Origin of the sequence: Shewanella sp. SG44-6 (genome assembly GCF_014164185.1) — a bacterium.
GTDB classification, from domain to species: Bacteria; Pseudomonadota; Gammaproteobacteria; order Enterobacterales; family Shewanellaceae; genus Shewanella; species Shewanella vesiculosa.
Genome location: NZ_JACJER010000029.1, coordinates 16,508 through 40,629, shown reverse-complemented (window position 1 = coordinate 40,629; position 24,122 = coordinate 16,508). Strand labels below are relative to the sequence as shown.

The following is a 24,122-nucleotide window of genomic DNA, read 5'->3' as shown; positions in this document are numbered from 1 at the left end:
TTGCCATTCACTAGTAGTTAACGTTTAATAACAGTATGTTATTCTCTAATTAATAAGAGTAACGGTGACCTTCCTACAGAGGACTTTCACCTCATTAGTTCATGCCCATGCTGGGCGTACACAAGACTCTAAATTAAGATTTACCATGTCTGTCATACCATTTGCTGAGCAAATCGCCCGCCAGCACATGGTTCACTTATTAGAGGGGCGTTACTGTTTTGAGGAGCAGATTTGAAATTCATTTCATTAATTGGCATTGCATTATCGTTCTCACTAGCGGCACAACCTAACCTGATTAGCGTTAATGAGTTTCAACTTGAATACGAAGTTGCTGGGCTGGGTAAGCATACCGTTTTATTGGAAGCTGGTGGTGGTGCAAGCATGTCTGATTGGGATACTGTTTTCAACCGAATAGCAGAGCATGCAACGGTCATTCGCTATTCTAGAGTTAGTAATGGCAAATCAACAGTTATTAAGCGTCATTTTACGTCGAATGATTATGCAGACTACGCTAGTGAACTTTTAGTTAATTTGAATATTAAACAGCCTGTCATTTTGGTCGCTCATTCATATGGTGGCAGCATCGCAAGAGACTTTGCAACTGCTTATCCAAAACAAATAAAAGCGCTCTTATTGTTAGATCCGTCCTCTGAACATGATGTTGATATATTGCGGGCCATTGATTTAGAAAAAGCGAACCGAGAAATTGCTCAAATCAAGCTAGATGATATGGCTAATGGTATGTCAAACCAATATCTCGATTTTTGGAGTAAAAGACCGCTTCCTGATTATCCACAGATCAAAGATATACCCGTAACAGTTATTGCCTCGGTCAGGAAAACAAAGAATCCTGCTAACTTGTTTTTTACCGATGAAGGCAGAAAAATGTGGGGGGAACTGTGGCAAACTTGGGCTGGTGCATTTCCACAGGGGAAAACTGTTCTAACAGAAAAAAGTGGCCATTTTGTTCAGGTGGATGAACCTGAGCTAGTTGTAAATGAGCTTTTAGCCTTGATGCAAAAGCTGGACAAACACTAACAAGTAAAGGCAACTGACGCGCATCGTGCAGCTGCTTTAAGCATTATGTTTTTTGTAGTTTCAATTAAAAAGGAATTTATTATGGGAGGTATAAGTATTTGGCAAATTTTGATTATTCCTGTTTTTATAATATGGATGTTGCCTTGGATACTAGCTTTAGTTTCTAAGAAAGCAAAAGGTGCACAGAAAGTAATTTGGTTTCTAATGTCGTTTTTTATATCCTGGATAGGGTATTTTGTTTATTACTTTGTTGTAATCAAAGAACTCCCAGAAAACAACACATAACAAGAGACTATGGCTCAATAACTATCACTATGATTCAGCTTTAGCATTTCTGACTGAACATCATTTTTATGGCGACATTAGATAGACAATTTACTCATTCAATACCCCTGCCGCCCACGTATACATGCGTCTTAGAAATAGGAAACACCTCCCCCGATTCGCCGCATTAAAGACGAAGGGCTCATCAGCAATGATGAGCCTTTTTTCATTTGACGAAAGATAGGACTTTTAACCCATGGGTTCCTTTTTATGTAAGCAAGCTATCCCTCCGCCACATTTATCGAGAGAGCTCAGTTGTGAACATTGTTTTTTGGATTGAGCCATTTGAGTCCAGAAGTTTCTATCTATTAAAATTGAACTAACAAAAACCTTAAGATTAACTGAAATTGAAAAGTTGATTTGTAACAAAATCTGTTTTTACCATTATCTACCATTGGTTTGCTTTGGTTATCGCCTTATACTTTTGAGCTCAAATATTAAAACAACAATGTTGGAAGCAAGCGATATGACTATTGGGACTGCTCCGGTAAGTAAAACACATTCATTTATGACTGTGTCCCTTATTGAATTATGGGAACGCTTTGGCTATTACGGCATGCAAGCGCTGATTGTGTACTTTATGGTGCAGCGACTTGGCTTTGATGACTCTCGCGCGAACTTAGTGTGGAGTGCCTGTGCGGCACTCATTTATGTATCACCGGCGATTGGTGGCTGGGTTGGGGATAAGATCCTCGGCACTAAACGCACTATGCTGCTGGGCGCAGGGATTCTGTCTCTGGGTTATGCGCTAATGGCCGTACCCACTGAAAATACGTGGTTTATGTTTTCAGCGCTCGGTGTGATTGTAGTCGGTAATGGCCTGTTCAAACCAAATGCCGGTAACTTAGTTCGTAAGATTTACGAAGGTGATGACTCTAAAATCGACAGTGCATTTACCATCTATTATATGGCGGTAAACGTCGGTTCGACCTTCTCTATGTTACTGACACCTTGGATTAAAGATTACGTTAATGCCGAGTATGGTAACGAATTTGGCTGGCATGCGGCCTTTGCCGTGTGTTGTGTCGGTATTTTGGTAGGTTTAGGCAATTATGCACTCATGCGTAAAAGTTTAGCCCACTTTGGTTCAGAGCCTGATACGCGCCCTGTAAACAAAAAAAGCCTTGCCATCGTATTGGCGCTAGCTGCATTGTCGGTAGTCGCTTCAGCTATTATTCTTGAATATGAAGCGGTTGCCCGTGTCTTCGTTTACGCCGCTGGTGTAGCGGTATTGGCAATCTTCTTTCACTTGATCCGCACCAGCGAAACCAGTGAACGAGCAGGACTGATCGCAGCGCTGATCCTCACAGTGCAAACCGTGTTCTTCTTTATTTTCTATCAGCAAATGTCGACTTCATTAGCGTTGTTTGCCCTGCGTAATGTGGACTGGGATTTCCAATTCTTTGGTACTCATTTATGGACTTGGTCACCAGCCCAGTTCCAAGCATTGAACCCATTATGGATCATGGTGTTAAGCCCTGTACTTGCGTGGAGTTATTCGTGGGCGGGTCGCAATAATAAAGACTTCTCTATCGCAGCGAAATTTGCCCTCGGTTTTGCAGTAGTGGCTATCGGCTTCTTTATCTATGGCTTTGCCGATCAATTTGCTGTCAATGGTAAAACCTCTTCATGGATCATGATCTGGGGCTATGCCTCATATTCTTTAGGTGAATTGCTGGTGAGTGGCCTTGGTCTTGCGATGATTGCCCGCTACGTGCCAGCGCGTATGGGCGGCTTTATGATGGGAGCCTATTTCGTCGCCTCAGGCATTTCACAGTATCTGGGCGGTGTGGTCGCTAACTTCGCCAGTGTGCCGAAAGATTTAGTTGATCCACTGCAAACCTTACCTGTGTATACCAGCCTATTTAATAAACTGGGTATCGCAGCCGTGGTTTGTACCTTTATCGCCCTTGCCGTATTACCGCTGATGCGTCGCCTGACGGAGACTCACAACTCACATAACACAGTTATTGATGATGTTGGTGACAGTGCAGCAGCATCGCTACGTGATGTAAAAGCCGAGCAGTAATGCCGAGCTGACAAAGCTTTATTGAATAAAAATCAACTGCCGATAAGCCATGCTCATCGGCAGTTTTTTTATGACTTAACTCATATTAAAAAACCTACCGTCATTAAATCAGCCTCTTTCCCCTGTAAATTGTCATAAAAGGCTATCGTTACTTAACCTAAAAGCCGTTATGTTAATGACCTAAAGGTTGGCGGCGATGTTAGCCGGCCAATAATATTAAGCTCAATGTTATGCTGTCCGAACTCAACATTAGTACATATCCTGAGTTCAGGTGACTTACTCTCAAGGAGTCGATAGTAATGAAAAAAATCTACTTAGTTTTATTAACCTTGGTTTCGATGTCATCGGTTGCAGATGATGGCGGCTTAGCTGACCAAATGAAAGCGCTTGATACCGCGGTGTTTGACTCATTTAATCATTGTGAAAATCCTGAAGAACTGCAGAAACATGCGAGCTACTTTGCCACTGATGTCGAGTTTTATCATGATAATGGCGGAGTAACCTGGGATCGTGACACCATGATCGCCAATACGAAAAATAATGCCTGTGGCCATTACACTCGAAAGCTGGTTGAGGGCTCTTTTAACGTCCACCCGATTAAAGATTTTGGGGCGATTACCGAAGGGGAACATATCTTTTGTCACAATAAAACCAACCAATGCGAAGGTAAAGCTGACTTTGTCATGGTTTGGCGTAAAGTAGACGACAAATGGCAAATAACTCGAGTATTAAGTTACGGTCACCGTGAAAATAAATAAAAGGATATTAATAATGTACAAACAGATTTCAATTATCACACTCAGCATGATGCTGTTAATGGGCTGCTCTGACACTGTACCGACCTTAGGCATCAATAATAGCCAATTGACCCCCTGCCCTAATTCGCCAAACTGCGTTAATAGCCAACAAACCTCAGCAGATGAAGAGCATGCTATTGCACCGCTGTATTTCAGCGGAACCCAGCAGCAAGCACAAGTGCGCCTGTTACACATACTCAAGACTGCAGAGCGTGCCAATATCGTTGTGGTTGAGGACGATTATATTCGCGTAGAGTTTACCTCGCAGATAATGCGCTTTGTCGATGATGTGGAGTTTTACTTCCCATCAACCGCAGCGGATAAAATAACCATACATGTTAGATCAGCTTCGCGTATTGGCAGTTCTGATTTTGGGGTGAATCGTGAGCGAATAGAAAAAATTAGAGGTGAATTTAATGCCTTTAAACCACAATAAAAATTATCAAGGTCATTTATAGAGGTATTGATAAAGCCAGCAATGACTTAGCTTATAGCAGTATTATTTGAACGACAATAAACTCGATACACGCGAGCATTTATCTGCTCATTAACGAAAGCTATCTGTAAATGTACCTCTTAAATGTCCGTTTTTCGTTTGCAGCGTCAGTCTTATGGCTAATAATAGAGGCTATTAACATTGGTCTATTCAACTAGGTCCATCAAGGGTAACGTCATCAGAGTCTGGAGTAAGAATGAATAATAAAATTATCGGAATTGTGATTGTCATTGCGGGTATTTTTTTAGCTTTGTGGGGCTACAATATTTATGATTCAGCGAGCTCTCAATTTACTAGGGCATTAAGTGGTGATACACCGATAGAAGCATGGGCAGGAATGGCAGGGGGTATCATTTGCGTGTTAATTGGTATCACAAAGTTAAAGTAAAGCCATTTTACCCGCGTGACTGATTTATGGTTTATCGCGGTGTGATGCTCATCAGTCAGGTAAATAATAAAAAGCGTCTATTGACGCTTTTTATGATTAATAGAGGAAGATAACAACACTCTGTTATGTAAACCCACAGGTTAATCAGCTTATTGGGCTGGATTAACCCCAGGGGTAACTTCATCGACACTAAAGTCTGTTTTGGCCGATTGAATAGCATTAATCGCTTCAGATGTCAGTGTATTATTGCCTGTCAGTAGGTCGTTTAAATTACCTGACTCTGCATTAACTAGCCCCAACTCGCGCAGCATGGCATCGACAACAGGCGCATTGGCACGATAATTTAATGCCGCGGTTGTCACTTGCTCAGCAATACCACCTTGCGATGGGTTACTCTCACCATTACCAAACTGATTACCCGTACCATAGCCTTGTAAAATCTTAATGCCTTCGATGTTTTCCAGTGGTTTAACCGCTTGTGCGACAATTTCAGGTAAGGCTTTTAATATCGCTAATGATCTTTGTAAGGCAATTTGTTCGTTGCTCAGTACGTTTTCAGCTTCGTACTGCGCCCGCTTACCTGCCGCTTCTACTGCATAGATTTTCTCATCGGCTGAGGCTTTGAGCATCTTAGCGTCTGCACTGGCACGCGCTTCAATTAAAATGGCACTCGCTCTATCTTCCGCGGCAATTTTTTCTGATTCCGCTCTAACAGTAACACCCACTGCGTCGCGCTCAGCTTCTTTGCGGGCGTCAATAACTTCGATGTCTTTACGACGATTAGCTTCAGCAGTTTGGCGCGCAGTAATCACCGCTTCTTCTTTTTCTACCTTAGTTTTTTCCGCTTCTGCGGCGCGAGCACGGGCAGCTGACTCTTCTTCTGACTTAGCGGCTACGGCAATGCGTTTGTCTTGTTCTGATACTTCGATATCGCGTTGCTGCTGAATGCGTGACTGTTCAATAGACTTATATTTTTCAATTTCACGGGTTTCGATGTCTTTGGTTTTTTCAATTTCAGCGGTTTCAATTGCACGCTCTTTAGCAATTTCGGCTTCACGCTCTTCGCGGGCTTTGTTTTCTTTTTGTTTAATGATTTCAGCTTTTTGATCGGCACGTTTAAATTCAAGTGACTGTTGCTGCGCGAGGCGTGCTTCTTCTTCCGACTTTTCAATCTCTAACGATTCTTTTTCTGCTTCAAGATTACGCTGTTCAATTTTGATGCGGTTTTCTTGTTGAATATCGTTGGTTTCTTTACGTTTTTCTTCAATGATTTTAGCTAGACGTGCCCGACCTTCGGCATCAAAAGCATTATTTTCATTAAAGAATTGCAAGTCAGTTTGATCAAAGCCCGTCAGCGATACAGATTCGAGTTCTAAACCGTTTTTCTCAAGATCGTTGGCGACATTATTCTGCACTCGCTGAACAAAGTCAGCGCGCTGCTCGTGCATTTCGGTCATGGTCATTTCGGCTGCCACGGTACGTAATACGTCGACAAACTTTGATTCCATTAATTTTTTCAGTTCTTCAACACGATTAGTACGAGTGCCTAAGGTTTGTGCCGCCATAGAAATCCCTTCGGCATTCGGCGCGACTCGTAAATAAAAGTCGGCTTTGACATCCACACGCATTCTGTCTTTGGTGATCAGGGCATCTTTTTGGTTTTTTTCAACTTCAATACGCAAGGTATTCATGTTGACCGAAATCGTTTCGTGCAGCACTGGCAACACAATTGCGCCACCATCTTTAATGATTTTCTCACCACCAAAGCCTGTTCGCACAAATGCCATTTCTTTGCTGGCGCGTTTATACAGTTTGGCAAAAATAAGTCCTATTACAATCAAACCTAATATAACTAGGCCTGCAATTAATAAGATAAAGCTGCTTCCAGAATCAAAGCTTGTTAAGGTTTCCATTTAATGTCCTTTTAAATACAACAGAGTAATTCGATCATGTCAGCACAATGCAATGGCATGACCGTTTGAGAATATAGAGTGATTATTATTAAGTTAACTAAATTTGTGCAGCCGTCCACACCTTGCCTTTGCGAGCTAACAGTACAACTTCCGCGCCTCGGACAAATTCAATACCTAGGCGTTCTGGCTCAACTAATACATAGTGTTTTTGTTGAAATTCGTCACGTGCCACCGCCTCTGTAGGCATGCCTTTAACTGCACGCCCCTGAGTAATGGTAGCGACGCAACCGACAAGAGAGTCAACAGAAATAGCCGAGGTTTCATTTTTAGGAAGAATATTAGCAACAGCATTGCCAAGGAAGTGACTAGAAATAAGCGTAATAATAAACGCGATAGGCACAGTGATAAGTTGCGGCAGTAGTGCTGCTGAGATTTGTAAGCTAGTAAAGTTAATCACATAGCCTGCAATCGCAAAGCTACTTAATATCAACACCAGCCAAATAAGCAGCGGTAAACGATCAAGGCACAACCAGCCCAATAAACCTGTCATGCCGGTGATAGACGTTTCAGCATCCATATCGACATCAGTATCAATATCGACTGATAACGAGTTGTCTAACGCGCTAAAAATGCTTAAACCAGCAATCATTGCGATAAGCTCAAACGTGCCCAACATGATCACTATTACCAGTGCAATTGAAAAAGGCACATTTCCATGAGCGCTCAAAAATGCCAGCATTGTTCCTCCATTAACGATGTGAATTCCATTTATTCGTAAATTATCACGTTATTTTGCAATAGGATATCAGGCAATAACGCTTTTCAACATAAAACTAAAATTAACCAACATTATTGTCTCACATCATAATAAGTTAATTGCACCCACAAGGGTAAATAGATAATTATTGATCAGTACAATATCGCCCTAGGGTAACTATTCGCTCAATTAGATCATCGCGCATTTCTCCTAAGTTGAGATTAAATATGCTATTCACCAGCTGAGCATATACCATTAGGCAGTGATATTATCTTTCCCCTAATAATCCAAATTGCCAATTCTAACTATCTACTATTAATTGCCAATAATCATGATTGGCGCAGGAGTGTCGGTGTTAACAGATCCATTATTTTGGTTAGTGGCTATTCCAGCAGTATTAATCACAGGTATGTCAAAATCAGGTTTTGCTGGCGGTGCTGGCGGGTTAACAGTGCCGTTATTAGCATTAGCGATTAGCCCCGCAACCGCTGCGGCAGTGATGCTACCCTTGCTCGTTTATATGGACTTTTTAAGTGTACGCTCGTGGTGGGGGAAACAAAATACAGCACAACTGTGGATTTTATTGCCTGCTGCTATCGTCGGTATTGTGGTGGCTTATCTATTATTTGATCAACTGAATGAACAATACTTACGCGGTATACTTGGCGTGATTTCATTAGGGTTTGGCATCTACGGCCTCACATTAGGTGAATGGTCACAACGAAAACCATCCGCGCTAATGGGTAGAATGTGCGGCACCATTGCAGGCTTTACCAGCTTTGTTGCCCATGCGGGAGGACCACCATTAAATGCCTATCTGATCCCACTGCGTTTAGCTAAAACAGAATACTTGGGAACTGCCGTAGTGTTTTTTGCGGTGATAAATTTAGTTAAGTTAATTCCCTATAGTATGTTGGGGCAAATTAACCTGAGCAATTTATTAATCTCGGCATCGTTAGCGCCTATCGCTTGGATTGGCGTAAAATTGGGACTACGCATCCAGGATAAATTTGACGAAAAACAGTTTAAAAAAATCATTCTTAGCTTAATGATCATCGTTGGTTTGCGATTACTATGGACGGCATTTAACCCGTGATAGTAAAGGTCAACATTAGGCTAATAAAGTCATCATATGGATCTGATAGTATGAATTTAATGGGGCTGATTTACTGATATTATTGCCATTAACCTACTTGATACCATCAGACACGTTTAACAATAAAACAAGGTAAGATATGAGTACTGATAACCGCTACTTTTATGAACCAAGCAAAGGCCATGGTCTGCCACATAATCCACTCAATGCCATTATAGGCCCGCGACCAATAGGGTGGATTTCTTCTCGTAATGCTCAGGGCCAACGCAACCTTGCACCTTATAGCTTCTTTAACTGTTTTAACTATGATCCGCCAATTATCGGTTTTGCCAGTGTCGGCTGGAAAGACAGCGTGGCTAATATCGTTGAAACTGGCGAATTTGTATGGAACCTCACTACCCGTAACCTAGCAGTGCAAATGAATCAAACATCTGCCGCACTTCCTCATGGTACGGATGAATTTGAATTTGCCGGATTAACGCCAATAGCAGGTAATATTGTTAAGGCCGATCTTATTGCACAAAGTCCTGTTAGCTTCGAATGTAAACTGTCGCAATGCATCCAACTAACGGCAGCAAATGGTGACAAAATTGATAGCTGGTTAGTGCTCGGAGAGGTTGTGGCAGTGCACATTGACAAGCACTTACTCAGCGCTGAAGGTATCTACCAAACCGCATTAGCGGATCCGGTATTTAGAGCCGGCGGCCCATCGGCTTATTATGGTATTGCTGAAAATTTACGCTTTGATTTGCACCGTCCAACGGTGTAATTGCCGCAGAGCTTCATCAATCAGGTTGTCATTGGCAGCCTGGCTGATGGCGACACAGCCAATAAAATCGTCAATGCCGTCAATAAAGCATCACTGCCTTAACCCAAGGCCAAAGCAGTGATTAAAGCCAAGTACTGTTCAAAAAGCTACCGTCTTTCTCGCTATATGTTTATTTTCAATATGATGGTTTACATCTTGAGCTAAATCCATAGTGGACGTTAGTTCAAGGTATTTTAGTCTTCTATGCCGATGCGAATATTGTCGCTTAAGGTTTCAAGTTGAGAGACTAACAACGCGATGGTTACATTCTCAGGTAATCTTAACGTCATCTTGGCACTATATACCGTTTTGCCTAAACTGGTTACTTGCACACGGTAGCATTCTTGGTGATCAACACTGACATCAAGATCCGCTAAAATTTCATTAATATCATGAGTTAACCCTGAACGGTCACTGCAATCTAAAGTGAGCTTACACTCTTGAGAAAAATGTATCGATTCACTTTCAAATTCAGCATAGACAAAGGTTAGTTGGCTAAACTTCTGCTCTAATGTTTGTTTTAATAGCGTTTCTTTATCTGCATCTATCATCACCCGCATCATTGCAACAAATTGCCCATCGAGTTTAATGACTTTACTGGTCTCCCAACTTGCGCCAATTTCACGGCTTACCTGAGCAAGTGATTGCAAAAGATTGGGCTGTAAAGTCCCTAAGACCGTCGTAATAAACTTATGCTGCATATAACCTCCGATGATAAATAAACCAAAATAATGTTGGCCTATTTGATGTAGTTTTAGTTAACACCTCACCACAGACTAACTAGCAGTAGAAATTTAGTCTGTGGTCTGGGGCACAAATCACACGTTTGATACAAAATAGGTCATAGATACTGACTTTAGCGCATTTATCCTATTCGTTAATTCGAGCAGAGGTTAACGATTAATTTACAGTAAATATTGTTTTTGCAAGCCGCTACAAACTTAATCAGTTAGTGTTGCTTACGTCACAAATTAGCCTGCTGCAGTAACGACTTCATTAGGTGATTTGACAACAGTTTAGCCTTATATTTGAGGCCCATCACAGCAATAGCAACGACTTGAATAATATCACACCAGTTGAAGGTGTTTTCTGTATCTAATTGAATTTAAATAATTTATTACTCACATATTAATATACTTAACACACTTATCGTACGAGGCAATACTAAGTTATTGTTTTTAAATAATAATATCTATCTTACTACTAACATCATGGCTCCCTTGTCACTTATTGCTACCCGCTGAAGCTTTCTCTAAAATGCGCGCCTTGCCCAATCGGGGTACAAATTAATCTCTAGCGACGTTATTTGGTCGTTATATTTTTCCATTAAGGAAACATCATGGTTACAAAATTAGCGAATCCTGCACCATTAGGATTAATGGGCTTTGGCATGACCACCATACTGCTCAACATTCATAATGCTGGCTATTTCCCCATTGACTCGATGATCCTCGCAATGGGGATCTTTTACGGGGGCATTGGCCAAGTGATTGTCGGCATAATGTGCTTTATGCGGGGCGATACCTTTGGTACTACGGCATTTACCTCATACGGCTTATTTTGGTTAACCTTAGTGGGGATTATTTTAATGCCTAATATGGGTGTAGCGGCCAGTCCAGCACACTTTATGGGCTGGTATTTAACCCTGTGGGGCACATTTACAGCTTTTATGTTTGTGGGTTCGTTACGCTACCCTCGAGCAAAACAAGTAATATTTGGCTCATTAACCATATTGTTTTTCTTACTGGCTGCGCGCGATTTTACTGATAATGCATTGCTTGGCACTATTGCCGGATTTGAAGGTATTTTCTGTGGTGCAAGCGCTATTTACTTTGCGATGGCGCAAGTGTTGAATGCCGAATACGGGCGTACTATTTTGCCCGTTGGTGAGTTAACGCACACCCCAAAAGTAAGGTTAAATTCGATAAACGTATAAAAAATACAACACCTAATCTAACAGGCCGATACTAAGTCTCGGCCTGTTAGATTAGGTTTAATTGACTAAACGACACCCACATACGGTATTACTAGGCTTAAACAATACCACTGCATAGTCTTTTGCCTCATCACGTTCTAGCACCTGAATAGTTAATGAATGCATACCGTTCTTATTTAAATTAATGCCACTAACATACGATAGATACTCATAATGCTCTGGTTTATAAACATTTTTACTGCCTAAATACTCTTGTTTTGTGGTCACTGAAATATCGTATATTTGCCTTTGAGTATCAATTCTGTTCACTTTTCCAGTCATCGCTAACGTTCCAGCTGAATTACCGGATAAGTCGAAATAACGATAGTTAATTTGCGCCAAGCCATCTTTAGAGACCAAATCAACTAATAAGTAATGATTATGGTCTGCCTCGCCAGCTTGATGATTAAACAGTTCGGAACTGCAACTCAGCATAAAGTTTGGCGCCTTAGATGTGAGCGAGTAAATAGTCCCAATACAAGCCAGTAAACACAGCAAAATAACACTGTTGATGAGCCATAACCCTTTTCTTGCCATTATGCTAACGCCTCCAAGATTGATGCGAAGAGGCGATCTGGACTGGTGACGAATCACAAATACTCACCTGTTTAAGCCACTCTGGATTGATAAAACGCTTGGGTTGGCGCAAATCGCTAATTTTGATATTACGAATAATCGACTGGCCAAAATAGTCGCCTCTGAAGGTAATGTTCAGCACCTGCTTATCGTGAGATAAAGATAAAAAGACTTTATTCCATACTGTCTCATGACAATGTAATAGACTCTGAGTGAGCAGCTGCCCTTGAGCAATCAACAACTCATTATTGGTGTTTGAGGGCGAATATAAAATCATTTCAACTTGCTGACCAGAATCCAAGGTTACCGTGTCGATACTCAGCGGCATAGTCGGACTGATTGAGGGCCCAAGCCGATTAAACCACCATAGACTAAGCAGCAATACACTAAAAAGGCTTATGACCACCAGCAATACTGGTAAAGATTTGATGGTAAAACGTCTTCGTTGGTAACGGGTTTCTTTGCGGGCACGGTGATGTCTGAGCAAATAACCTTGGCCTTTTACTGTCTCAATAAGTGTTTCATGTTGCGGCCCAAGAAATGAGCGCAATGTAAAAATAGCTCTGGCAACAGACGCTGAACTAAGATGTGAACCGTCTTTATGGCCAGACTCTAATATAGGTTTAGCAACGACTTTGCCTTGATACTCGACTAATAATCTCAGTACATGTAACTCTGCTCTGGGAAGAGACCACACCAGACCACTTTCCTGATTGATCAGCTCACCTTTATCGCTATCAAACCTGCAATGGCCCAATTGCATACCAACTGCCTCAATACTTCACATAATGGCTAAAGTGTATGCAGAAAATCTTATAAAATCTGTGATCCTGCTATCTTCACGCTTTAATTCCTTATTCTTTGTAATTAATAGTGGTCAAAATTGATGTAATTGCGATATTTGTCACATCATTTCATACAGTTAATTTCAATAAATACTCAGATAAATGTACGTAAATCCTATAAATGATCAGACTTCTGTCACAAAAGACGGCTTTTTTTTGTGGCTAGTTAGTCTTCAAAGTTCAAGTTTATTCACTCAATTGAACATTATTTTAAAAGCCGTTTTATCTGGCATAAATCACACCTTTAATCGCCCCATTGCTTATCGTTAGGTCATCAAGTTGCTGTCGATATTCCGACCAGCAAAAATATGACAATAAGCCTAAGCCATATGAAGTCATAGCGCTTAAACACAACAATAATGATGATATAAGGGTGATCAAAATGAGCATAAATCGACGTCAAGCATTAACAAAAATAATTGGATTAAGCACCGCCGCAGCCGGGGCAACCCTCTTAGGTACATCAGCATTTGCTGCTACAGATGCAGATGGAAACTACCGTTTAGCGTTAGGAGAAAAACTCAAATATGCACCGTTAGATGCCATGGCTACTGCCAAGCTAGCCTATGAAACTGGCGGCGGTTGTATGCACCAAGTCTTTCACGCCATTGTGACTATGCTCGCGGTATCGGCCAGTATTGATGCTGACAAGTTTGCGACTATCCCAACAGCATTAGCCGGCTACGGCTGGGCTGGCGTGGTAGGCCAAGGTACTCTTTGCGGTAACTTAAATGCAGCAGGCATGCTGATCAACATTCTTGATGATATTAATGGCCAAAACAACGCGATTATTGGGGCTTCATTCCGTTACTATGAAACCAACGATTTGCCTTTATCTTCAGCTGAGTTCATTGCAGGAATAGGCTCTACAGCCGAAAAATCATTAGAAGTGGGGGCAACATCTATTGCTAACAGCCCATTGTGCCATTCTTCCATTAGTAATTGGTCTGCGGCATCAGGAAAGCCTTTCGCATTAAAAGGTGAACGCTGTAAACGCCTATCTGCCACTATGGCTTATTACATTGTCGATCTATTGAATCGAGCTCATGGCGGCGAGGATATTTCGGTATTAGCAGAAGCGAAACCATCGGCGACAACCCAAGCATGTCAATCATGCCATGGTGTCACCGAAACGATGGGTTCTGCTGCCAGTGTGAAAAGCGACATGGAATGCACGACCTGCCATACCGGACATTACAATTAAGGAGTGCATGATGAATGTCAAATATCTTAGCGCCATATTAGCCAGTTCATTGCTAATCTTTGGCTGTAATAGTGACAATGATGACGATGTAGCGGTTATTGATCCCCCTGTGGTGGTTGTACCGCCAGTGGTGACGCCGCCAGTAGTTGTTGTACCACCAGTTCTTGATGGCATTAGTATTGATGATGCAAGCAGCGTAGTTGTTACCCTGGATACATTTAATGCTACCACTGGCTCGCTATTATTCACGGTCGCCAATAATGACGGCGAAGCCCTCATTGATGTAGCCAATTACGATATCGTCTATTTTGGCTTTCCTGATCCAGCATCGCTATCGATAAAACCTAAGGCTTGGAAACGTTGGCATGTCACCCAAAGCTATCAATGCGATGGTGCAGGGAGTGATAGTTGTAGCGGAACATTAGAAGCAACCGATACTGCGGGCAAATATACTTTTAATGTCAGTGACCTCGACTTACAAAGTAAAGCATCGGCCAATGCCGCAATGATTTATAAGGTTGCGATTCAAATTAATGGCTCGCTTGCCAGTAATGCAATTGAATTGATAAGTGCAGATTAAGTCATCGTCATTTAGCTTCCCCCTAGCTAATGGCGAGAATAGCACCCTTGCAATTAGCTTCAGGCTATTTTGCCGCAGCACTACACTGCGGCTCTTTTTATCATAAAAGAGTACGACTGAGACATGCGGAGTTTCGAGCCGAGTCATATCAATGTCAGACACAAAAAAAGGGTTTCAGCACTGCTGAAACCCTTTTTACTCATCACTGAGCGACTATATTTAACGAAGTTGCTGCATTAAGTAAGCGTAAACCATTGAGCTTAACTGAGCGGCTTGGGTATTGTCGGCCGCGCCAGCATGGCCGCCTTCAATATTTTCGTAGTACAACACATCTATGCCCATATCTTCCATTTTTGCGACCATTTTACGCGCATGTCCAGGATGAACCCGATCGTCGCGTGTTGAGGTGGTAAAAAACACTTTAGGGTATTTAACCCCTTGTTTTAAATTATGATATGGAGAATAGGTTTTAATGTATGCCCACTCTTCAGGAATATCAGGATTACCGTATTCGCCCATCCAACTAGCACCAGCCAGTAATTTGTTATAACGCTTCATGTCCAACAATGGCACTTGGCACACAACTGCGTTATAGAGCTCAGGACGACGGGTAAAGGCTGCTCCCATTAACAAACCACCATTACTGCCACCTTGAATACCAAGATGTTTGCTTGAAGTAATCTTGCGAGCAATTAAGTCTTCGGCAATGGCTTCGAAATCTTCATACGCTTTATGACGATTTTGCTTCAATGCTGCTTGGTGCCAAGCAGGACCATATTCACCACCACCACGAATGTTAGCCAGTACATAAACACCGCCCTGCTCTAACCAGTTTTTACCAATAGTGGCCGAATAGGCTGGCAAACGCGACACTTCAAAACCGCCATAACCGTAAAGTAATGTAGGGTTACTGCTATCGAGTTTGATGTCTTTAGCCATCACCACAAAATAAGGTACATTAGTGCCGTCTTTTGACTTAACAAAGTACTGCTGGGTGACAAATTTATTAGCGTCAAATTGTTGCGGCATGGCTTTAATTTTATCGGCTTTTAAGCTCGCGCCATTTAAGCGATATAAACTGGCGGGTTCTAAAAAGCTGGTGTAATTAACAAAAAAGTCATCACTATCGCGTTCTACATCAAACACACTTAAGGTGCCATTGGCTTCAAATGGTACCGGCTTGCTTTGCCACTCACCTTTATCGTTTTGCATGTATCGGACGAGTTTACTTTTTACATCATCCAGCCAAGTCACAAAAATAGCATTCTGACTAAATGCTACTTGTGAAATTGAAGCGTGCGCAGTTGGCGATACCAGTTCACTAAACTCAGGTTTTTGCGCAATGAGCTTATCAACTGCTGTATAAACAATGGCACCTTGTTTGAACGTACCCTTTGAGGTGACTAAATCGCTTTTTAGCTCAATATATAGCTGACCTTTAAAGTAACCTTTCAAATCGGCATCTTCAGGAATAGGCAGCGACACTAACTGACTATCTTGATAGACATAATGTTTAGCGGTGTAGAAGGTTAAGCTTTCTGTGACGATATTGAGTGGGGTTTTATCATCGAACATCACATAACCCGACACAGCTACTGACTTTTTATCCCCTCTAAAGACCAGTTTAGCGGCAGATAAAGGAGTGCCGCGCTTCCACAATTTAACCACACTTGGGTAACCAGAGTCGGTCATGCTTTGCGCATCGCCAAAATCAGTACCAACAAACACAGTGTCTTTATCAATCCAGCTTAGCATCGACTTTGCTTCGGCCAACAAAAATGGCTTTTGAGCACTATCGACAAAGGCTTTCGTTGTTAAATCAAATTCGCGCACTTCAGCAGCGTCAGCACCACCACGAGATAATGAAACAAAACAGCGATCGTTCTGTGGATATTGGCATTCAATACCTTTGAAAACCCAATTAACGTCCTCAGCTTTACCAAGGGCATCGATATCGAGCACGGTTTCCCACTTAGGTTCGGCTTTAGCATATTCGGCTAACGTAGTTCGCCGATAAATGCCACGCTCGTGGGTTTCATCTTTCCAAAAGTTATACAAATAATCGCCAATACGAGTTGCATAAGGAATGCGGGCTTTATCGTTTAAAATATCTAAGCTGTTGGCGACTAATTTATCAAAACCTGGATAAGCCTTAATATGAGTAGCAGATAAGCTATTTTGTTGCTTAACCCATTCCATTGGCTTAGCGCCTTCAACATCTTCTAACCAAATATATTTATCTTCTTCTGCATGAACAGGTATTGCCATAGTTATCGCACTCGCTATACATAAGGGTATGATTCGCTTAAGCATTAAAATTTCCTTTTTGTTATGTGCTCGTCGTTTTTACCAACTGATCAATACTGTAATCCATGTAATACTCAATTAGCTAATTTTCTGGCCACTCAGCGTCAGTTCATCGTGTTGTAGCGATATAACATAATGAAAGACATCATTATTAGCATCATTAATATCAGTAAATTACAGTAATAAAACCTCAAGATTTAGGCATTAACAGGTCCAAACCTTACAATATTTGCCTATATTGGGATTGAATAGATCCATTAGTGCAAGGATCTACTGCCAATTTAGCTAATGAAACAGGTATAATAATCTGCTAATCACAGAGAAACGAAGACCGATATCATGGCCAAAACTGCAGCAGCATTACATATATTAGTGAAACACCAAACCCAAGCTGAAGACATCATCAAGCAGCTCAATAAAGGCGCCAAGTTTGATGTGCTAGCAAAAAAACATTCTAGCTGCCCATCAGCCAAAAATGGTGGCAACTTAGGTGAGTTCAAAAAAGGTCAAATGGTGCCCCCGTTTGATAAAGTCTGTTTTAATGGCGAGCTAATAACACCGCACCTAGTCAAAACAAAGTTTGGTTGGCATGTTGTAAAAGTGCTATACAGAACATAATGTTAGCTGTGATAAGTATTCGCGTCACTCAACATGAGTGGGCTGAAAAACGGTCAATAAACAATGAGCTTGATATTCAGGCTCACTGCTAACACCATACTTATAACATTGCTTTCAAACCGATATGTAGCATTTACTTTCGCAGTTTGATCGACAGTTCGCCATCACGAATCTGAATATTATCCACACCATCGGCAAAGGTATTCCAAAAACCACGGTCGCCAAACTCACTCACTAAATTGACGTTTTTCATGTTACCCAACCATGCATTGGGAATAGGCACACCCATTAAGCTCACGCCAACTAAAGCAACTACTGGGCGACCATTGGTATCTAAATGAATGTCCAGCCCAGTATTAACCCGCAAGATTTCTCCAGCCATCAGAGGAAAGTCCTTAGGAATTGAAATCAGCAAGGTTGCACTGGCCAAATTGTCTGAAAAATCTATCGCAACCCGCTGCGCAAAATCAGGATTACGGCCAATCATTGAATTCACTTCTTTTTCGCTAAAAGTCACCTGGCGGTCGGCATCAAATTCGCGATATGCCTGCGGGGTTAGCTCTGCGTTGTTATGACCACGATTACTTGGTTCGCGTGAATTAGGTGATTGGCTCACTTGGCGACTAGGTTCAACTTGCCAACCAAGCTGGGTCAGTTTTTGATCCAGCTTTTGCTCTTCTTGGGCATTTAACGTTACAGGCGTTAATGGCGACGGAAAAATATAAGTGCGAATAATAAAAAACGTTAATCCAATTGTGACCAGCATAGTCAGTAAAATAATTAACAGTAGTTTGATGCCAGATGCGCCATGTTGCCGCTGGCGGGATACAGATAAATGCATAAGTGAAATTAGCATTGACCCGCCTTTTTTACTTTATATTTGTCGAACATAGTAATGATATCTCTGGTTAGGGCCGTTGAACTTTCAAAATGAAGTTGGCAGCCGCTTGTGGCAATTTTATACAAATGGAGCTTTTGACATCTAGTATATCTACATGAGTAAGCAATAAAACAGTAGCAAGAAACCACAAACACAGTACTAAGGTTGAACTGAACATTACAACCAGTAGCCGCGTATAGAAATATCATTACACTTCAAATAGCATGGTTTATCAATCTTAGTATTGCTCAAGAAACCGAGTTACAAATTAGGTCAATTGTAATAAAGTTGCCAATTGTAAGATTAAACATTAACCACGATATTTGAGTATATAAAGGATTATTATGCAGTTACTCTCAAGCAACACTCTCGCCCCATTCATTATCAGCGCCAGCCTGTTACTAACAGCCTGTGGCGGTGGCGGCTCATCAAGCGGCGATAACAATAGCAATACTGGCTCAACGTCACCTCAATGGGTTGCTGGTCAATTTGCTAACTACTCGACATTAGCCAATCAGTGCAGTGTCCCCTTAACACAAAAATTGTGGTTGCGGTCGTGGAGCGATGACACTTACCTTTGGTATGACGAAATTATTGATCGCGATCCGGCACCATATAGCGTTGCCGAGTATTTTGAACTACTTAAAACCGACGAATTGTCAGACACAGGCAACCTCAAAGATAACTTCCACTTTTCTATGCCGACAGCAGAATGGGAATTACTCAATGGATCTGGGGCCTCTGTTGGTTATGGCATGACGCTAAATTTACGTAATGCATCGGCAGGTGTGTCACGACAAGTGACTGTGGCCTTCAACGAGCCAAACACGCCGGCAAGCAATGCAGGTATTAGTCGTGGTGCCATTATTGTATCGGTGGACGGTGTTAGCGTAGCAAATGCCAATGATAGCGACAGTATCGATACTTTAAATGCAGGTTTATTTCCCGATGCCACTGGTAAACAAACTGTGTTTACCGTGCGAGATTTAAATGCCCAAACCGACCGCACAGTGACATTATCGGCAGGCACAATCGTATCAACGCCAGTGCAAAATACTAAAACCATTCAAACGACTAATGGCAAAGTGGGTTATCTACAATTTAACTCTCACATCGCGACGGCCGAAAAAGGCTTATACGATGCCATGACGTTACTGAGCAACGCACAAGTAGACGACTTAGTATTGGATATTCGCTATAACGGCGGTGGATTATTAGCACTTGCCAGCCAACTGGGCTACATGATTGCGGGTGATAACGCCACAACTAACCGGGTGTTTGAACAAACTAGCTTTAACAACAAGTACCCCAACATTAACCCAGTAACGCGTGAAGCACTCTCGCCGATGCCGTTTATTTCAGAATCAATCGGCTTTAACACTTCATTACTGCGCAGTGGATTATCGCTGCCCACGCTAAACCTTAAGCGAGTATTTGTATTAACAACCCCTGGCACCTGTTCTGCCAGCGAAGCCTTAATGAATGCCCTTCGCGGCATTAATATTGAGGTAATTCAATTGGGTGATACAACCTGCGGTAAGCCTTATGGTTTTTACCCAACCAGTAACTGTGCCACAACCTACTTTACCATTCAGTTTAAAGGGGTTAATGACAAAGGCTTTGGTGAGTATTCTGACGGATTTATACCATCAGCCAATCCTACCCTAGACAGTGAAGTGCCAGGTTGTGTTCTAGAAGATGATCTTGGACATGCTTTGGGTGATACCAACGAAAGACTTCTCAGTGCAGCATTGTTTTATCGCAATAATAACCGCTGCCCAGCGACGGCTTCAGCTGTAGCACGCGCGCCAGCTCGAGAATCCTTTGTCGATCCAGGCTTTATGTTGCAAGACACGCGCAACCAAAATGTACTGAAAAACAACCGTATTCTCACGCCATTGGCTTTGGAGCAATAATGCAAAAGCAATTCATTGGTATTCTGGCAGTATTGACAGTGAGCGGCTGTGGGGCGACAGCAAAAGAGGCGCCATTACCGTTACAAGCGGCAATGCTGACAAACCCTAGCAGCCAAACCCACGCTGAATTACAACAAGCGATAGCAAGCTTACTGGACGCCAGCAATGTATTAATCGCCGATAAGGCTTTTACTCAATACAGCCAAGAAGTGATTGAGCGTGCTCAGCATAAAGATGCTAACGGCTTATTGATCATGGGGCGCAGCACTGAAATTCCGGACGCAGTGCAACTGTTAAAACAAGGCGATAATTGCCTATTACGTCATGTACAAACCGGCAAGACGGTCAAATTATCGCAAGTACGTTGTCAGGTCGAGAAACCATAGCAGGTTGCTTATTGTACAAAGTTGATGGCTAATACCATTGATTAAAACTAACTAAAAAAGCCAGAACACATCTACATATGTGTTCTGGCTTTTTTTTGGGGCTATCGACTCTAGTTAATAACATGCAGCCTATCGATCATGCCGCAGTTAACTCATCAAGCTGTAAAGCCAATACCCGCCTTTTATCATGATGGCTAAGCTAGCCCCCATCATAAATAGATAACTAAATATAAAAGTCACCGAACCACTTGAAGGACCGGTATCATCCAAGCGAATAATGGCGACACTCATATAAAATAAGATAAAAAAGTTTATCACTATGCTCAAGATAAAATAGTCACCCACCATAGGTAACACGCCACCAACAACACTGCTGATAAACAACAACAAACTACTGAGATTATCCTTTGTGAAATATTTTTTCTCTATAATACGGACAAAAAACACTCCCAGCATAATCAAGAAGTAATACAGTGAACTGGTTAATGCTGAATAACCCCCTTGCGTGATATCAGTCAGCGCTATTGTATCGTCAACCTCAGTACTGCTTGAGTCGGGGAAGAAACCTGCAATCCAATGACCTATACCAAATATAATCAACCAAGCAAGCATAAATGAAACCAGCCCGCCGTAATCAATCGGATGACTGGCTTTACGATCCACTATCATTGCCAATAACAAACCGAGCAATGCCACGCCAACCAGCAAACTGAGTGCATACCAATATTGGTCTAAATAAAAGAAGGCAAAACTAGGAGAAATTACCAAAAAAGATTGATTAAACTCATTATCTTTGGTGGTTACGCCAGTATTTTTATAAAAGGCATAATATACAACAAGGGGTTGGAGCAGCACTAACACAGTGCAGAGGGTTTCAATATCCATATCAACGTCCGTAACAAATCCATATAAAAAGTAGTCTTAAATCAGCAAAGCAACACGCTAAAACGAGAACAGTATAAACACCGGAGTAGTAAACTCAATCATTTATCGAATGATGTAACGTATAAACGACACTCAGTTCAATCTTGCTAAGAGACTAACCAAAGTCAAAACCTGCTGAATCATTTTGTCAGTACGATTGTGCAATTGCTATCTTGCCCTCTACAGACTAAATCATGATAAAATCACAACTTACTCAATTAACATTTACAAGGTAACGCAATGAATCCTATTATTGCCATCTTCAAAGAACACAATATCAGTGACGTACAAATTAATGAGCTGTTCCAGACGTTAACTGAAAACCCATTTGCAGCAATGGCAACTATTGGTCAATTAGGCATTCCTGCGGAAAAGCTACAACAGCTGATGGGCATGGTGATGCAAAACCCAGCTTTAATCAAAGAAGCAGTTGTAGAACTTGGCTTAGATTTTTCTAAAGTTGAAGCAGCAAAAGCACAGCTACAACCATAAGCGCTAAGCTATTACAAAACGCATAAACAACCACGGCCAGCACCTTAAGATGCTGGCCGTGGTTCACTTATCTGATCACAGCCGCTATTAATTGCCTTCAAAGCCAGCTAACCAAGTTTTGAGTAATTGGTTGAGCTCGGGCAGTTCAGAATCTGAAAGATTTGCTACCAACTGATGTTGAATGCGGACATGTGCCTCAATCGCTTCATCTATCGTGGCAAGTCCTTTTTCAGTCAAAGCTACGGATACGCTACGCCTGTCTTCAGTGCTGTGTACACGTGCAATTAAATCTTTAGATTCTAGTTTATCTAAGCGATTTGTCATCGCGCCAGAGGTTAACATCATAGATGACAAAAGCACTGAAGGGGTTAAGGTATAAGGCAGGCCTGCACGTCGTAATGTAGCCAGTACATCAAATTCCCCCATGGTCAGGCCAAACAATTTATGACAAGTGGATATTTCAGCTTCAATGTGTTTTTGTAAACGCAAAAAACGCCCAAGTATTGCCATTGGTGCAGTATCTAAATGCGGCTTCTGTTCACCCCACTGCGCCACAACTCTATCGATATCCTCCATTTAACACCCTTAATCTTAACGATTGATCACTTATAAAATACTTAACATAAAGATACTTCATAAAAAGATACTTTACAAAGATAACTTAGCAGTCCAGAATCAACACTTATCTTTATATAAAGATATTTAACACTAAGGTAGTTTATGAATATTTTACTCGCCATGATCCCAGCCTTTTTTTGGGGTACCACTTATGCAATGACTCAGCTCACTTTACCTGACTGGCCAGCGTTATTACTCGGTGCTCTGCGTGCATTGCCTGCTGGACTCATTTTATTGGCAATCAAACCGACTAAGCCCCAACAAGCCGACTGGTCTATTTTGATAAAACTCGGTGCGATTAATATTGCGGTGTTTTTCAGTTTGATATTTATTATGGCACTAACACTTCCGTCGGCCATCTCTGGTATAGGGATGATTTCAGTGCCCGTTTTCGCGATGCTATTTCATTGGGTAAGCAGTAAAAAACGCCCTAATCTGCCGCAAGCCTTTTGTGGCGCGATCTTAATTGCTCTAGCGTGGATGCTATTTGACCCCAGCACCATTAGTTTAAATCCTATTGGGTTAATGGCGATGCTGGCGGCTATTAGCTGTATTATTATCGGCAGCACGATCACCAAAGCACTGGGCTCACGCATTCATTGGTGGACCATACTCACCTGGCAGCTCATTATCGGCGGAGCATTATTATTGGTTGCCGCAGGCATTCAGGCACTATTTTCACCTGAACAATATCTCAGTGTGGTCAAGCAATTTAGTCTGACTAATGGCTTCGGCATAAGCTGGATAATATTACTCAACACTGTACTCGGTTACAGTATGTATGTGTGGTTATTGCAACGTATGTCGGTTGTCGACTTCACTTTTGGCGGCATAGCCAACCCAATAGCAGGTATTGCCTGTGGTTTTGTGTTAATGGGTGAATCATACACACCACATCAATATTTATTGATGTGTGGCATGATTTTAGCCTCTATTGCGCCAACCTTGATTCAGTTGCTACGCCAAAAAATTACCGCATCAAATGCAAGTAAACAATTGATTATTGAGCAGAGTAATAGCGAATTAAATCATCTGAGTGAAACAAAAATGCCCAAAAGCTAGTGTAAAAAAGCAAATCAATACATGGCTTAGACAGTGGCTTCTGGGCGCAGCTATTAAAGGATACAAACGCTACATTAGTGGATGTATCCTCAA

Annotated in this window: 25 protein-coding genes; 16 read left to right on the top strand and 9 right to left on the bottom strand. The window is 41.8% G+C overall.

The genetic code is table 11. The features are described from left to right. The first annotated feature begins 240 nt into the window (after nt 1–240). The 6 genes from H5185_RS07545 to H5185_RS07520 all read left to right on the top strand — a co-directional run bounded on the left by H5185_RS07545 (nt 241) and on the right by H5185_RS07520 (nt 5,072). Nucleotides 241–1,038, top strand: a complete 798-nt coding sequence (locus tag H5185_RS07545) for an alpha/beta hydrolase (RefSeq protein ID WP_310741662.1) — start codon at nt 241–243, stop codon at nt 1,036–1,038. 81 nt (nt 1,039–1,119) lie between these two features. Beyond that, complete coding sequence (locus H5185_RS07540) at nt 1,120–1,323, top strand: hypothetical protein (RefSeq protein WP_182696808.1); 204 nt, start codon at nt 1,120–1,122, stop codon at nt 1,321–1,323. 505 nt (nt 1,324–1,828) lie between these two features. After that, on the top strand, nt 1,829–3,391 hold the full coding sequence (locus H5185_RS07535; RefSeq protein ID WP_182696809.1) for a peptide MFS transporter: 1,563 nt from the start codon (nt 1,829–1,831) through the stop codon (nt 3,389–3,391). Nucleotides 3,392–3,690: 299 nt separating this feature from the next. Further along, nucleotides 3,691–4,149, top strand: coding sequence for a nuclear transport factor 2 family protein (locus H5185_RS07530; protein ID WP_182696810.1), 459 nt, complete (start codon nt 3,691–3,693; stop codon nt 4,147–4,149). A gap of 13 nt (nt 4,150–4,162) precedes the next feature. Further along, the gene (locus H5185_RS07525; protein WP_182741737.1) at nt 4,163–4,624 is read left to right on the top strand and encodes a DUF1499 domain-containing protein; all 462 of its coding nucleotides are present in this window, start codon (nt 4,163–4,165) and stop codon (nt 4,622–4,624) included. Between the two features lie 256 nt (nt 4,625–4,880). Further along, the gene (locus H5185_RS07520; RefSeq protein WP_182741736.1) at nt 4,881–5,072 is read left to right on the top strand and encodes a DUF3185 family protein; all 192 of its coding nucleotides are present in this window, start codon (nt 4,881–4,883) and stop codon (nt 5,070–5,072) included. A 149-nt stretch (nt 5,073–5,221) separates the two neighbouring features. Here H5185_RS07520 and H5185_RS07515 read toward each other — a convergent pair whose 3' ends face one another. Both H5185_RS07515 and H5185_RS07510 read right to left on the bottom strand, forming a co-directional pair. Further along, complete coding sequence (locus tag H5185_RS07515; RefSeq protein ID WP_182723597.1) at nt 5,222–6,985, bottom strand: flotillin family protein; 1,764 nt, start codon at nt 6,983–6,985, stop codon at nt 5,222–5,224. A 97-nt stretch (nt 6,986–7,082) separates the two neighbouring features. Continuing rightward, entirely contained in the window at nt 7,083–7,724 is a 642-nt protein-coding gene (locus H5185_RS07510; RefSeq protein ID WP_124015209.1) for a YqiJ family protein, read from the bottom strand. Nucleotides 7,725–8,094: 370 nt separating this feature from the next. Here H5185_RS07510 and H5185_RS07505 point away from each other — a divergent pair, with 370 nt between their 5' ends. Together H5185_RS07505 and H5185_RS07500 are read left to right on the top strand one after the other, a co-directional pair. Continuing rightward, complete coding sequence (locus H5185_RS07505; protein WP_182723598.1) at nt 8,095–8,838, top strand: sulfite exporter TauE/SafE family protein; 744 nt, start codon at nt 8,095–8,097, stop codon at nt 8,836–8,838. Nucleotides 8,839–8,977: 139 nt separating this feature from the next. Beyond that, nucleotides 8,978–9,607, top strand: a complete 630-nt coding sequence (locus tag H5185_RS07500) for a flavin reductase family protein (RefSeq protein ID WP_182741735.1) — start codon at nt 8,978–8,980, stop codon at nt 9,605–9,607. Between the two features lie 233 nt (nt 9,608–9,840). Here the strand turns inward: H5185_RS07500 and H5185_RS07495 are convergent, their stop codons facing one another. Continuing rightward, nucleotides 9,841–10,347: a glycine cleavage system protein R gene (locus H5185_RS07495; protein WP_182696816.1), complete on the bottom strand. Its 507-nt coding sequence runs from the start codon at nt 10,345–10,347 to the stop codon at nt 9,841–9,843. Nucleotides 10,348–10,985: 638 nt separating this feature from the next. Here H5185_RS07495 and H5185_RS07490 point away from each other — a divergent pair. Then, the gene (locus H5185_RS07490) at nt 10,986–11,582 is read left to right on the top strand and encodes an acetate uptake transporter (protein ID WP_182741734.1); all 597 of its coding nucleotides are present in this window, start codon (nt 10,986–10,988) and stop codon (nt 11,580–11,582) included. A 57-nt stretch (nt 11,583–11,639) separates the two neighbouring features. On the opposite strand, the gene H5185_RS07485 is transcribed toward H5185_RS07490, so the two are convergent. Next, nucleotides 11,640–12,158 (bottom strand): hypothetical protein, encoded by a 519-nt coding sequence (locus H5185_RS07485; RefSeq protein ID WP_124015214.1) that lies wholly within the window; start codon nt 12,156–12,158, stop codon nt 11,640–11,642. A 4-nt stretch (nt 12,159–12,162) separates the two neighbouring features. Then, a complete protein-coding gene (locus tag H5185_RS07480; RefSeq protein ID WP_182741733.1) occupies nt 12,163–12,960 on the bottom strand; it encodes a helix-turn-helix domain-containing protein in 798 nt (265 codons plus the stop codon). A gap of 464 nt (nt 12,961–13,424) precedes the next feature. On the opposite strand from H5185_RS07480, the gene H5185_RS07475 reads away from it, so the two are divergent. Both H5185_RS07475 and H5185_RS07470 read left to right on the top strand, forming a co-directional pair. Beyond that, a complete protein-coding gene (locus tag H5185_RS07475; RefSeq protein WP_124015216.1) occupies nt 13,425–14,246 on the top strand; it encodes a cytochrome C in 822 nt (273 codons plus the stop codon). 7 nt (nt 14,247–14,253) lie between these two features. Beyond that, on the top strand, nt 14,254–14,826 hold the full coding sequence (locus H5185_RS07470) for a hypothetical protein (protein ID WP_259396186.1): 573 nt from the start codon (nt 14,254–14,256) through the stop codon (nt 14,824–14,826). Between the two features lie 219 nt (nt 14,827–15,045). Here H5185_RS07470 and H5185_RS07465 read toward each other — a convergent pair whose 3' ends face one another. After that, nucleotides 15,046–17,139, bottom strand: a complete 2,094-nt coding sequence (locus H5185_RS07465; protein WP_182741732.1) for a prolyl oligopeptidase family protein — start codon at nt 17,137–17,139, stop codon at nt 15,046–15,048. 333 nt (nt 17,140–17,472) lie between these two features. Between H5185_RS07465 and H5185_RS07460 the strand changes: the two genes are divergently transcribed. Then, complete coding sequence (locus H5185_RS07460; RefSeq protein ID WP_182696821.1) at nt 17,473–17,751, top strand: peptidylprolyl isomerase; 279 nt, start codon at nt 17,473–17,475, stop codon at nt 17,749–17,751. 133 nt (nt 17,752–17,884) lie between these two features. Here the strand turns inward: H5185_RS07460 and H5185_RS07455 are convergent, their stop codons facing one another. Then, the gene (locus tag H5185_RS07455) at nt 17,885–18,607 is read right to left on the bottom strand and encodes an arginine N-succinyltransferase (protein ID WP_182741731.1); all 723 of its coding nucleotides are present in this window, start codon (nt 18,605–18,607) and stop codon (nt 17,885–17,887) included. A 368-nt stretch (nt 18,608–18,975) separates the two neighbouring features. On the opposite strand from H5185_RS07455, the gene H5185_RS07450 reads away from it, so the two are divergent. Beyond that, the gene (locus tag H5185_RS07450) at nt 18,976–20,547 is read left to right on the top strand and encodes a S41 family peptidase (protein WP_182696823.1); all 1,572 of its coding nucleotides are present in this window, start codon (nt 18,976–18,978) and stop codon (nt 20,545–20,547) included. Then, a complete protein-coding gene (locus H5185_RS07445; RefSeq protein ID WP_182696824.1) occupies nt 20,547–20,933 on the top strand; it encodes a hypothetical protein in 387 nt (128 codons plus the stop codon). Before H5185_RS07450 ends, H5185_RS07445 begins: the two co-directional genes overlap by 1 nt. A 147-nt stretch (nt 20,934–21,080) precedes the next feature. On the opposite strand, the gene H5185_RS07440 is transcribed toward H5185_RS07445, so the two are convergent. Then, a complete protein-coding gene (locus H5185_RS07440) occupies nt 21,081–21,818 on the bottom strand; it encodes a hypothetical protein (RefSeq protein WP_124015224.1) in 738 nt (245 codons plus the stop codon). A 279-nt stretch (nt 21,819–22,097) separates the two neighbouring features. On the opposite strand from H5185_RS07440, the gene H5185_RS07435 reads away from it, so the two are divergent. Beyond that, nucleotides 22,098–22,349, top strand: a complete 252-nt coding sequence (locus H5185_RS07435) for a DUF2999 family protein (protein ID WP_124015225.1) — start codon at nt 22,098–22,100, stop codon at nt 22,347–22,349. Between the two features lie 87 nt (nt 22,350–22,436). Here the strand turns inward: H5185_RS07435 and H5185_RS07430 are convergent, their stop codons facing one another. Next, on the bottom strand, nt 22,437–22,925 hold the full coding sequence (locus H5185_RS07430) for a MarR family winged helix-turn-helix transcriptional regulator (RefSeq protein WP_124015226.1): 489 nt from the start codon (nt 22,923–22,925) through the stop codon (nt 22,437–22,439). Nucleotides 22,926–23,069: 144 nt separating this feature from the next. Between H5185_RS07430 and H5185_RS07425 the strand changes: the two genes are divergently transcribed. Further along, nucleotides 23,070–24,029, top strand: coding sequence for a DMT family transporter (locus tag H5185_RS07425; RefSeq protein ID WP_259396185.1), 960 nt, complete (start codon nt 23,070–23,072; stop codon nt 24,027–24,029). The last annotated feature ends 93 nt before the right edge of the window (nt 24,030–24,122 follow it).

What these genes read in the sequence shown, in the direction of transcription:
- H5185_RS07430 (WP_124015226.1), bottom strand. Translation starts at nt 22,925, where the DNA reads ATGGAGGATATCGATAGAGTTGTGGCGCAGTGGGGTGAACAGAAGCCG.
- H5185_RS07500 (WP_182741735.1), top strand. Translation starts at nt 8,978, where the DNA reads ATGAGTACTGATAACCGCTACTTTTATGAACCAAGCAAAGGCCATGGT.
- H5185_RS07540 (WP_182696808.1), top strand. Translation starts at nt 1,120, where the DNA reads ATGGGAGGTATAAGTATTTGGCAAATTTTGATTATTCCTGTTTTTATA.
- H5185_RS07490 (WP_182741734.1), top strand. Translation starts at nt 10,986, where the DNA reads ATGGTTACAAAATTAGCGAATCCTGCACCATTAGGATTAATGGGCTTT.
- H5185_RS07465 (WP_182741732.1), bottom strand. Translation starts at nt 17,139, where the DNA reads ATGCTTAAGCGAATCATACCCTTATGTATAGCGAGTGCGATAACTATG.
- H5185_RS07520 (WP_182741736.1), top strand. Translation starts at nt 4,881, where the DNA reads ATGAATAATAAAATTATCGGAATTGTGATTGTCATTGCGGGTATTTTT.
- H5185_RS07445 (WP_182696824.1), top strand. Translation starts at nt 20,547, where the DNA reads ATGCAAAAGCAATTCATTGGTATTCTGGCAGTATTGACAGTGAGCGGC.
- H5185_RS07475 (WP_124015216.1), top strand. Translation starts at nt 13,425, where the DNA reads ATGAGCATAAATCGACGTCAAGCATTAACAAAAATAATTGGATTAAGC.
- H5185_RS07525 (WP_182741737.1), top strand. Translation starts at nt 4,163, where the DNA reads ATGTACAAACAGATTTCAATTATCACACTCAGCATGATGCTGTTAATG.
- H5185_RS07535 (WP_182696809.1), top strand. Translation starts at nt 1,829, where the DNA reads ATGACTATTGGGACTGCTCCGGTAAGTAAAACACATTCATTTATGACT.
- H5185_RS07510 (WP_124015209.1), bottom strand. Translation starts at nt 7,724, where the DNA reads ATGCTGGCATTTTTGAGCGCTCATGGAAATGTGCCTTTTTCAATTGCA.
- H5185_RS07440 (WP_124015224.1), bottom strand. Translation starts at nt 21,818, where the DNA reads ATGGATATTGAAACCCTCTGCACTGTGTTAGTGCTGCTCCAACCCCTT.
- H5185_RS07455 (WP_182741731.1), bottom strand. Translation starts at nt 18,607, where the DNA reads ATGCTAATTTCACTTATGCATTTATCTGTATCCCGCCAGCGGCAACAT.
- H5185_RS07515 (WP_182723597.1), bottom strand. Translation starts at nt 6,985, where the DNA reads ATGGAAACCTTAACAAGCTTTGATTCTGGAAGCAGCTTTATCTTATTA.
- H5185_RS07460 (WP_182696821.1), top strand. Translation starts at nt 17,473, where the DNA reads ATGGCCAAAACTGCAGCAGCATTACATATATTAGTGAAACACCAAACC.
- H5185_RS07425 (WP_259396185.1), top strand. Translation starts at nt 23,070, where the DNA reads ATGAATATTTTACTCGCCATGATCCCAGCCTTTTTTTGGGGTACCACT.
- H5185_RS07495 (WP_182696816.1), bottom strand. Translation starts at nt 10,347, where the DNA reads ATGCAGCATAAGTTTATTACGACGGTCTTAGGGACTTTACAGCCCAAT.
- H5185_RS07450 (WP_182696823.1), top strand. Translation starts at nt 18,976, where the DNA reads ATGCAGTTACTCTCAAGCAACACTCTCGCCCCATTCATTATCAGCGCC.
- H5185_RS07480 (WP_182741733.1), bottom strand. Translation starts at nt 12,960, where the DNA reads ATGCAATTGGGCCATTGCAGGTTTGATAGCGATAAAGGTGAGCTGATC.
- H5185_RS07485 (WP_124015214.1), bottom strand. Translation starts at nt 12,158, where the DNA reads ATGGCAAGAAAAGGGTTATGGCTCATCAACAGTGTTATTTTGCTGTGT.
- H5185_RS07470 (WP_259396186.1), top strand. Translation starts at nt 14,254, where the DNA reads ATGATGAATGTCAAATATCTTAGCGCCATATTAGCCAGTTCATTGCTA.
- H5185_RS07435 (WP_124015225.1), top strand. Translation starts at nt 22,098, where the DNA reads ATGAATCCTATTATTGCCATCTTCAAAGAACACAATATCAGTGACGTA.
- H5185_RS07530 (WP_182696810.1), top strand. Translation starts at nt 3,691, where the DNA reads ATGAAAAAAATCTACTTAGTTTTATTAACCTTGGTTTCGATGTCATCG.